This is a genomic window from Streptomyces sp. IBSBF 2435 (genome assembly GCF_036815005.1).
In the GTDB taxonomy this organism is placed as follows: Bacteria; Actinomycetota; Actinomycetes; order Streptomycetales; family Streptomycetaceae; genus Actinacidiphila.
In genome coordinates this window covers 1-10,059 of the sequence record NZ_JAJSYW010000222.1, presented here as the reverse complement: position 1 = coordinate 10,059, position 10,059 = coordinate 1, and the positions used below count along the sequence as shown (strand labels likewise).

The 10,059-nt window shown below is 73.7% G+C and carries 3 protein-coding genes and 1 pseudogene; 2 read left to right on the top strand and 2 right to left on the bottom strand.

Annotation, left to right across the window (positions count from 1 at the left end; all coding sequences use genetic code 11):
- Positions 1-186: 186 nt before the first annotated feature.
- A complete protein-coding gene (locus V7E46_RS29685) occupies positions 187-672 on the bottom strand; it encodes a pyridoxamine 5'-phosphate oxidase family protein (RefSeq protein WP_333771313.1) in 486 nt (161 codons plus the stop codon).
- Positions 673-1,056: 384 nt separating this feature from the next.
- Here V7E46_RS29685 and V7E46_RS29680 point away from each other — a divergent pair.
- A pseudogene (locus tag V7E46_RS29680) lies at positions 1,057-1,269 on the top strand (SAM-dependent methyltransferase); the annotation flags it as partial.
- A gap of 176 nt (positions 1,270-1,445) precedes the next feature.
- On the top strand, positions 1,446-2,309 hold the full coding sequence (locus tag V7E46_RS29675) for an NAD-dependent epimerase/dehydratase family protein (RefSeq protein WP_333771312.1): 864 nt from the start codon (positions 1,446-1,448) through the stop codon (positions 2,307-2,309).
- Between the two features lie 118 nt (positions 2,310-2,427).
- On the opposite strand, the gene V7E46_RS29670 is transcribed toward V7E46_RS29675, so the two are convergent.
- Positions 2,428-10,059 (bottom strand): hypothetical protein (locus tag V7E46_RS29670; RefSeq protein ID WP_333771311.1); only part of this gene is annotated, 7,632 nt, incomplete at its 5' end.

Below are 10,059 nucleotides of genomic sequence, written 5' to 3'. Positions count from 1 at the left end.
CCCCCCCCCCCCCCCCCCCCCCCCCCCCCCCCCCCCCCCCCCCCCCCCCCCCCCCCCCCCCCCCCCCCCGGGGCCACCGGCCGCATCAGGGCGTCGCCGGAGCCCGCCCCCTCCTCCCCGTGCCGATCCCCCCTCACCGACATGCCGCATGAGCTGCGCGGACGAGGGTTTCGGCAAGGGCCGCGGTCAGCCCGACCCCTTGGCGAGGTCGGCGAGGAACCGCGGCACTCGCCCCGCACCGAAGTCGTAGAACCGTGCCCACCGCGGCTCGACCGCGATACGCGCCATCCGGTCGTACATGGCCCGGCAGTTCCGCTCGAACTCGGCCGCGTACTCGGCGTCGAAGTTCTTCCGCGCTGCCGCCAGGTACTCCGGGACCACCCCGTCGACGATGGTGAGGTGCACGACGCCGCGCACCGACAGGGTCTTCGCCGAGCCGGGGGTGTCGCCGGCGTCGATGGTCAGGGCGACCTCGGGGCGGGCGGACAGCGCCCTCACCTTGGGTGCCGTGGCCGCGGTGGACATGACGATCTCCTCGCCGGTCCAGAAGATCCCGATCGGGATGACGCGTGGCAGCCCGTCGGGGCCGTTGTACGCCAGCCGTGCCATTGACGCCTGGCTCAGCAGCTCGCCGGCGTCGGCCAGCTCCTGTGCGATCTGCTCGGGGTCCATGACTCGCCGTCCTCCACTGTCGCGCGACCGCTCGTGGCCGCCGTGTCCCTGGGACGGAGCCGCCGCCGCGTTCTCGACACCCGCGCCCGGACCGGCGTCCACACCCACGGTAATCGTGCCGCACTCGCGGCTTCCGCGAGTCCTGCCACGTCGCCTTCGGGCGGTCACCGCGGCTGCCCGGCACCCCTCCCGCACCGGCGCATCACGCGCAGGCGGGTACGCGCCGGTGGCCGTCGCCAAACCCGGTAGCCGTCCGGGCCCGGCCCTGCGCACGTTCGGCCGCATGGCTGACGACTGCTTCGCGCACCCGCGGCTCGCCGCGATCTGCGATCCGCTCGACCCCGACCGCGGCGACCTCGACGCCTACCTGCGGATGGCGGACGACTGCTGGAGGTGAGCCTGCCTCTGGTGACCTTCCGCTGGACCTACCGCTTCGCAGCGGACGGACAGGTGCTGACGTCGGATTCGACGCTGCGCTTCCGCGAGCGGGACGAGGTCGAGAGGGAGGTGGACGGGCACGGATTCGTGGTGGAGGCCGTTCGCGACGCGCCCGACCGCCCGGGAAGGGAGTTCGTCCTCCTGGCGCGGCGTCCGTGACCCCCGGTGACGCGGGCGGCGGCGGAAGCCGGGGAGCCGGGGCACGTGCCGCAGGGGTTCCTCTCGCGAGGCGGCTCGTCCAGGGATCGCCGATCCTTGGACGACCGGGTCTCTCCCGGCGCCGCGGGCCCGCGCCCACAGTGGAGTCGGATCCAGCGAGAGGAAGGACCACGACGATGAACACCATTCTGGTGACCGGGGCCACCGGCCAGGTCGGCAAGCGCTTCGTCCCCCGGCTGCTGCAGTGGGCTGCCGAGGGCGAGACGGTGCGGGTGCTGGTACGGGACGAGGCGCGCGGCGAGCGCTTCGCCGCGCTCGGCGCCGACGTGGTCGTCGGCGACCTGCGTGCGGCGGCCGACCGGGCCAAGGCGCTCGACGGCGTGAGCGCGGTCGTCAACGTCGCCGCCGCTTTCCGCAATGTGCCGGACACGGAGGCCTGGGCGGTGAACCGCGACGCCGCGGTGGCGCTCGGCCATCAGGCCCTGGCCGCGGGCGTCAGCCGCTTCGTGCAGACCAGCACCAATCTGGTCTACGGAGCAGGCCGCGGGCGTCCCGCCCGGGAGCAGGACGAAGCGCGCCCGGGCGAGGACCGAGGCGTCTACCCGGCCTCCAAGGCGCAGGCCGACGCCGCACTGGAGGAATTGCGCAGCACCCGCGGCCTGCCGCTGGTGACGGTCCGGCTGGCCTTCGTCTACGGCGAGGGCGACCCGCACCTGGGCCAGGCCGTACGCTTCGCCGCCGGTTGGGCCGCCCACCAGCGGATGCCGATGGTGCACCACGCGGACGTCGCCCAGGCCCTCTTCCGCGCGCTGCGCGCCCCCGGCGTCGAAGGCCGGATCTTCCACGCGGCCGACGACGCCCCGGTCACCGCCTTCGACCTGTACCGGCTCGCGGGCCTGCCGCTGCCCGCGGACGCCGCCGACCGGCAGGACCCCGACCCGTGGCGCGGTGTCACCGACAATCTCCCGCTGCGCGAGGACCTGGGCTGGCGTCCGATCTACCCGTCGGTGTGGACCGCGCGCGACGCCGGGGCGCTGTAGCCGCCGCCCGGACGCCGGCCGCGGTCCGGGGCGGGATGCCGGTCGCCTGGCCGGCGCATGGCCTGGTCGGATGCTCGATCGCCACCCGCAGTGCCGACATCCCGCGTGGCGTACGCCGTCAGACCGTCGCGGTGCGGGGCGGCTCCAGGGCGACCGTCACCGAGCCGCCGGGCGGGTACGCGCCGGCGACCGGGGGCCACGGCACCAAGGGGCCGTAGGTGACTCGGACCTCCTCCGCGGGAGGCACCGGCCGCCCCGAGGCACGGAGGTCGTCCAGGGCGGACGCCAGCGCCGCACCGTACGCGGCGGCGACGTTCCGCGCGCGACTGTCGGCAAGCTGGAGCGAGCGGCCGAAGTGCGGCACGCCGTCGACGCTCACCACCGCGTGGCCCTCGACACGGATCACCGGCACCGGTCGTCCCGCGGCCACCACCGCGGCGATCCCTGCGGCGGCCTCCTGAGCGCTGTGATCGACCCACGCGCGCTGCGACCCGGTCAACTGCTGCCGCGCGCCGCCCTCGTTGCCCTCGTAGGGCAGATCCCAGGCGGACGGGCCGGAGGGTACGGGCGCGGGCGCGGACGGCAGGTCCTCGGACGGATGCGACAGCACATCCGTGGACGGGGACCCGGCCGTGACGGGGTGAACGGGGTGCGCCTGGTCGGTCACGACGGGAGTGTCCGGTGCGGTGACCCGGATCGTCGGGACGGCCGGAGCCGTGGGCGGCGCCACGTGGGCCTGGTCCGCTGTCGTATCCGGCGTGTCCGGTCCCGTACCCGGGGCAACGGGGGTGCCGGTCACCGTCGTCGCGGTGGTGTCGGGCACGACCGGCTGCCGCGGAGCGGTGGACCAGTAGTAGGCGTGGTGGGTGGTGGTGACGGGACCGCCGTAGACGCCGTTCGCGTCGTACTTCTGGAGGGTGATGCGGACAGGCTGGCGGAAGAGGCGCTGGACGCCCTCGGTCGTGCCCTGGCCGGGCTTGTCGCCGGTGAGGCCGTGCGGGACCGGCGGAGGGGTCAGCCCGCGGCCGGGGGTGCCGGGCGGGAGGGTGACGGCGGAGTCGGCGGCCAGTGACTGATCGCGGCTGATCTGGACCGAGTTGAGGCCTGGCACCGGCACCGCGAAGCCAGGGTTGCGGGTAAGGAAGACGACGTCGGCGGGGGCGACGTTGTAGGAGACGCCCCTCCCGGCGGACGTGGAGAGGTCGTCCTCGGTCGAGACGGTGACCTCGTCCTTCGCGTCGTCGCGGCGCCCGACCTCCTGGGCCTGGCCGGTCGGCTCCATGGAGACCTTCAGGCCGGTCCGGCCGTCCGGGCCGAGCGGCACCGTGCGGTAGCCGGTGGCCGGGTCCTTCAACTGCGGGAAGACGGTGGACAGCGCCTGGCCGGACAGCGCCTGCCGCGTCGAGATCTGCTGCGGGAGCGGCGTGGTCTGCTCGGTGCGGAGCTGGTGGCCGGGACCCAGCCGCGGGTCGTGGACGAAGGACTCGACGACGCGCCGGGCGGCGTCGGGCGTCATCGACCACGCGGCGCCGCCGAGCGCGCCGGTCGTCGCGTTCCACGCCTGGGACGCGACGGAACCGGTGCGGCCGAGGACGCCGTCGCCCCACGGGCGCGGTGCGGTCAGCGCGTTGTGGGCCGCGTCGATCAGCCGCTCAGGGTGGTCGAGACCGACCAGGTCGTGGCCGGAGTCGAAGTCGGTACGCCACTGCCGGCGTTGCTCGGGGGTGCCGTTGACCGGCTGCATGTCGATGCCGCCGTCCTGCTCGCGCGGCTGCGGCCGCGGCTGCGGCAGGTGCTGGTCGGCCGCCTGCTGCCCCGCGCCCGACTGGTGCGGGGCCGTCGTGCCGCCCGCGGTGTCGGCGGCGGGACCGGTCGTCGTCATCGACTCGGGCACCCAGGCGCTGACCCGTCCGTCCGGCAGGACCGGTCGGGGCGCCGGCAGGTTGACGAAGCGCTGGGTCGCGTTGCGCCGGGTGACGGTGACGTCGAAGCGCATGGAGGTGCTGAATTTGTGCAGGCCGCCGGACACGGTGGTCTTGTGGTCGACCGTGGTGGTCTGGCTGGAGGAGTGCGACGTGTTGCCCTTCGTCTCCGCGCCCGCCGTGGCCGAGTACGTGACGTTGTTGAGGTGGTCCGTGGCCGTCGGGGCCCGGTAGGAGGCACGGATGTTGCTGTCCCCGCCGGCCGACCAGTTGCGGCCGCGGTCACCGGTGACGGTCTCGCTGGCGGTGACCTTGCGGGTCGAACCGCCGTCCGTCCGCGGCCCGTCGTGGCGCCACCCGGTCGGGGTGCCCTTGATGTGGACCTGCGTCACCGTACGGACGCCGTGGTAGTCCTCCACGGTGTGGACCAGTACGCCGGGTCCCACCAGGTCGTCGTAGTGGGCCCCGAGGTGGTCGGGCGTGACCAGGTCCGCGAACGGCAGCGCCGACAAGGGCACGTCGCCCAGGCCGTTCCCGGCTTCCAGGTCGCCCGGGGGGAGCGAGCCGCCGCGGATCTGGCGGTCGATCTCGCGCAGGATCTCATCGGTCGAGGGGATTTCGACCCGGCTGCCGCCGCTCACCCCGTTCTCCAACGGCAGCGAGCGGCGCGGCGGTTGCACGGTCGCGTCGGTACCGGGGGTGACCGTCGTCGTGCCCGAGTCGGTGCCGGTAGCGGTGATCGTGGTACCGGGGTCGGTGCCGGTACGGGTGCCGGTGCCGGTACGGGTGTCGGCGTCGGTGCGAACACCGCTGCCGTTACCGCCGCCGGCGGTAACCGTGTCAGGGCGCGCGGTCTGCGTCAGCGCACGGACATCGTCGTCCGAGAGCAGAACGCGCACCCGGTGGTCATGGGTGACCGGATCGCCGTAGGTGACGTCGCCGGTGGAACTGGTGACCTTGCCCTGCAAGGTGATGCGCGCGTCGCCCTCGTAGACGTGCCAGGGGCCGCCCTGGGCGGTGGTGCGGCTCGTCGTGAAGACGTGCTTGACTGCGTCGGCGCCGCTGCCGCCGTAGGATCCCTTTCCCCGCACACCGCCGCGCAGCTGGTACGTCGAGGCGTGCGGGTCCTCGGGCGTGGCAGGGAAGCGGCCGAAGTCGCCGCCGACACCGCCCTTTCCGGTCACGGCTGCCTTGTCCTGCACCTTCACCGACGTCTCCGTCTTGGTCTCGACCTCCAGCTTCCCGTCGCCGGAGAGGGTCTCGCGATAGGTGAGGTTGTGCAGCTGGGTACGCTGCGACAGCCCCGCGGTGTCGCGGTTGCGGCCCGAACCGACGTGCTGGTCGGCCGTGTTGGTCCACCCGCCGTGCGACGCGGAGACGCTCGCGCGCAGCTGGGACTGCGTGGTGAGCGGCTTGATGAGGTCGTCGAGGGCGGGGACGCGGACCGGCAGCGGTGAATGCCCGTTGTCGTGGCGGGTGGTGAAGGCGCTCTCGACGGCCTCGCGGGCGTGGTCGCCGTAGGCGTCCTGGTCGCCGACATGGTCCACGAGGTGGTGGTCCGGCAGCCGGTCCAGCGTCACACGCTGCGGCACACCGGTGGGCGTCTCGGTCCTGCCCACCCCGACGGTGACGCGGCCGCCGCCGGTGCCGACATGCCGCACCGACCGGTGGTGCAGCTCGGTCGGGAGGGTGGGCACCCGCACCACGGGGTGGTCGGCGTCCTGATGAACCGTCAGGACGCCGAAGGAGACCGGGTACGAGAACCGGTCGCGGTCGCCCGAGACGGTCAGCGTCCGCTTCACCTCGGTGGTGTCGCCGACCGCCGTCGCGTGCGTGGGCGCGTAACCGCCGTCGGCGTTCACGTTGAAGAAGCCGCGCTGGTAGTCCGTGTGGTCCAGCGAGCTGCGCAGGTTGCCGCTGCCCGCGACGGTGTGCGAACTGCCCTGGCTGACCGACCGGTCCGCACCGGCGGACTGGGTCAGCGTGTTCTTGGCCGTGGCGGTCCGCGTGTCCTCGTACGTGCCGGGGCCAAGATCCGCCTTCACCAGGACGTCGTAGGTGCTGGCCTTCAGCAGCGGCAGGTGGGAGCTGTCCAGGCTGATCCGGAAGGTGCCGTCCAGCAGCCGGTGACCGCCCCCGGCGAGTTGGGACGGCGCGATCTGGCGGCGCAGGTCGGCCAGGTTGGTGAACGCCTTGGGCGAGACGCGGACCGGCGGGTGGTCACCCGTGACGGCTCCCTGCGGCGGGTGGACGACGTCGGGAGGCGGAAGGACGCCGGGGGCGGTCTGCCACAGCGTCTGCACGATGTGGCGCTCCAACTGCTCAGTGCCGGGAAAATCGGTGAAGGTGGTCCGCTCGGCGAGTGCGGGACCGCCCAACTGCTGCGCGGACGGCGGCTGCCGGACCGCCGGCGGCTGCGTCGCGGGATCGTGGCCGGCGGGCTCCTGCGGCCGGGGCAGGACGCGGACGACCTCACCTGTGGGCGCGTGTCCGGGCATCTGCACGACGTGCGTGCCCGGCGCGGGCGCCGGCGGGGTGTGGTCGGTGATCTCCTGTGTGCTGGTGGTGTGCAGGCCGTCGGTCCCCGGGGAGAGCTGCTGCCGGGTCAGCCACACGCGGAAGCGGGTCGGGGTGCTCACGACGTCGGCACGCCCCTTGTGCTCGACGGAGACTCCCCCCTCGACCGCGTGCGTACCCGTGGAGCCATGGGCCGTTGACTGGCCGTAGGTGTAACTGCCCGTCCCGGTCAGCCACTTCGTCTCGTCCGTCGCCGGGTTGTGCCATACCTCGCCCGAGGCGCCACCGCCCGCGCCGAGCGCCCATCCGCTGCTCTGCGAGTGGTTGCGGGCCTGCTCGCCACCGCTGGTGAAGCCGGTGCTGGTCGTGGTGTCCGTCGTGTGGAGCACGGTGGAGGTCTCCGGTTCCGCCGTCAGGCGCAGGAAGCCGGTGCCGCCGTCGGACAACGTCAGCGGCCCGGAGATCAGGCCGGAACCCGACACCTGCTCGAACTGGGCGATCACGTTGTCGGGATCGAGGAAGTCCGCGATGTCCTGGTGGGCCGTGCCGCCCGGTTGCGCGTCCCGCGGCAGTGCGTCGAAGACGGCGTCGCGGACGCCGTCAAGTCCGGTGATCGTCAGCGGGTGCCCGGCGGCGGGCGTGGGCACCTGGGCCGTTCCCGTGGCGGGAACTGTGGCGGTGGCCGTGTGGGGTGCCGGGACGGGCGCGGTCTGGTCGCCGACCGTCCGGGACGGCGGGTTCCAGCCCTGCCAGGTGTGCGGCTGCGTGGCGGAACGGGGGCCGGAACGCGGCACGTCCGCCCTGAGCTGCCCGCCGATCGGCTGGGCGGGCTGCGGCGGCGCGGCCTCGCGACCGCCTCCGGTGAGGGGATCGCCGTGGTGGTCCACGACCTGGATGTTGAACGTGGCCCGGGACGTGTAACTGTCGGTCTTGCCCGTCAGTTTGACCTCGTCGGCCGCCTTCGCCGACGTCGTGCTCGTCGTCTCCGTGCCGTGGCCCGCGCCGCCGACCTTGGCCGAACCGCTCACCAGTACCGTCAGGTTGGGGTTGACCGGCCGCATCACCGACGGGTTGTAGTCGAGCCCCGACTGCGACGTCGACAGCTCCGTCTTCACCTTGGGCGGTGCGTAGCCGCCACCGGACTTCACGTTCAGCCCGTCGCCGTCGTTGTCCTTGCCCGCGTCGCGGGTCGGGTCCAACTGCCAGGGTGTCGTGTCCGCCCCCACCCGCACCTCGTACGGGTGGCCGTCGACGTGGACAGGGAATCGCCAACCGCCGTTGATCATCTGCGGGTAGTGCTTGCGGAAGTTGGCGGGGTCGAACTGGCCGTTGAGCCGCTGAACCACCTGGGGGTCGTTCGCGTGCCCACCGAGCAGCGCCTCGACCTGCCGCCGTACGGCCTCCGGTCCCGGCGCCTCGACGATCCGCTTGCCCGCGAGCGAGGAGTCGTGCCATCCGTCGGTGAGCTGCGGAGCCGGATCACCGTCCGGCCGCCCGGTGGTGTCGGGCACGGGCCGCTGAATCGGATCGGTCTCGGTGCCGAGGCCGAGGCCGGGTTCGGGGTCGGTGCTTGTGCCGACGTCGTCGGTCACCGTGTCGGCGTGATCGTCACCGGCGTCGGTACGGGCGTCCGTCGTGTCCACGTGATCGTCCGTCGTGACCGGGTGATCGTCGGTCGTGACAACGTGATGATCCGCGGTGTCCGCGTGATCGTTCGCGGTGACCGGCGTAGTGGTGGCGGGCTCGGCGAAGGGGTCGGTGACCGGGTCCACGTGGACGTGGTTGCGGGTGACCGGCGGCACCTGGGAGCGGGCTTCCTGCCATGCGGGATCGTTCCGCACGTCGGGGTGCGGTCCGGTGGCGGTGCCCGCACCCGGGTGCGGGGCGTCGGTGGCGTTCCCGCCGGTGAGCGCGCCCAGTAGCGAGAGGTGGCGCCCGCCCAACCCGCCCTGCGGCAGCCCGTGTTCGGACGGCAGGTGGTAGTTCCCCATCAAGCCGCCGGTGACACCGGAGGTGTCCGGGTCGCCGGCGTCCCCGTACTCGTCCCGCAAACCGATCTGATGCCCGATCTCGTGGGCGTACGTGATCGGGGGCGCTCCCGTGGTCCACGTCCGCTGGTCGGTGTGCCCGCCGGTGTCGCCGTTCGTCACGTGGACGTTCATATGGGCCTGTTCGCCCGGGGCCACGTGCTCGACCGTGACGTGCAGCAGGTCGCCGTTGGGCAGCCGGTAACCGGGGCGGTTGAGATACGTCTCGACGCCCTCCTCCACACGGCTGCGGGTGTCCGCCAGGCTCTGCGGGTCCGTGGCGCCGGGATGCAGCGCGACCCTGACCGTGAGGTCGGTGTACGTCTGCCCGCCGACGTCGACGCGGCGCTGGTCGAAGGACGAGCGCACGACGAAGCGCGGTGCGTGGTTCAGCCGCGCCGGCGGACGCGCGGTCGAAAGGCCGCTCTCCGTGCCCGGAACGTGGCGCAGCTCGTCCAGCCCTGCGGTGTCCGGGACGGGACTGCGGGTCGGGTCGCTCTCGGTGCGGGTCTCGGTCTCCGGGCCGGTTCGCTGCTCGGGCGGCCGGGCGCTCTCCTGAAGCGGCAGCTGGTCCGTGCCGGAGTGGGGCGCCGTGTGGACGGTCGTGGGCCGGTTGCTGCTCGCCGTCGGCGGCTGCCGGTCCGGCGTCGTGTGCGGGGTGGCGCCGTTCGTGGCATGGCGTGTGTCGTGGTCCGCGCCCGTGCCGGACGTGCCGGAGGTGTCCGGCCCGCGGTGGGAGACGGCGAGGGGCTCGTTCATCACGGGCTGGGGCCGCTGCTCCGTGGGCGCGGTGTCGGGCGACGGCGTGTGGCCGGCCTCGTCCTGCGGGTCGGTGCCGATCCGGCCGAGGTGTCCGGGGTCCTGCTGCCCGCCCAGTACCTGGCCGAGTTCCTGGCGCAGGTCGGAGGTCCGCTGATCGTGCGGCAGCGCGTGGTCGAGCTGGTCGCGGAGGTCCGCGACGCGCCGGGCGGACCGGTCGGCGGCGTCCTGCCGCCCGGACAGGAGATCCCTGGAGTGCTGGTCCTCGGCGCGGTCGAGATCCTGGCGCAGCCGGTCCGCCTCGTCCTGGCGCTGGCGGTCCAGTTGCTCCTGCCGGGCGGCGCGCTCGTCGAGGGCGCGCCGCGCCTCCTCGGGGGAGTTAGCGTCGTACGCCTGGTGGCGCAGGTCGCGGGCGGTGGGGTCGTCGTCCAACGCGTCGAGGCGCTGCCGCAGTTCGTCGTCGGTGGGCAGGTCGTTCCTGCCGCCGTGCGCCGGGTCGTCCGCGCCGGGGCCGGTGGCGGGGGC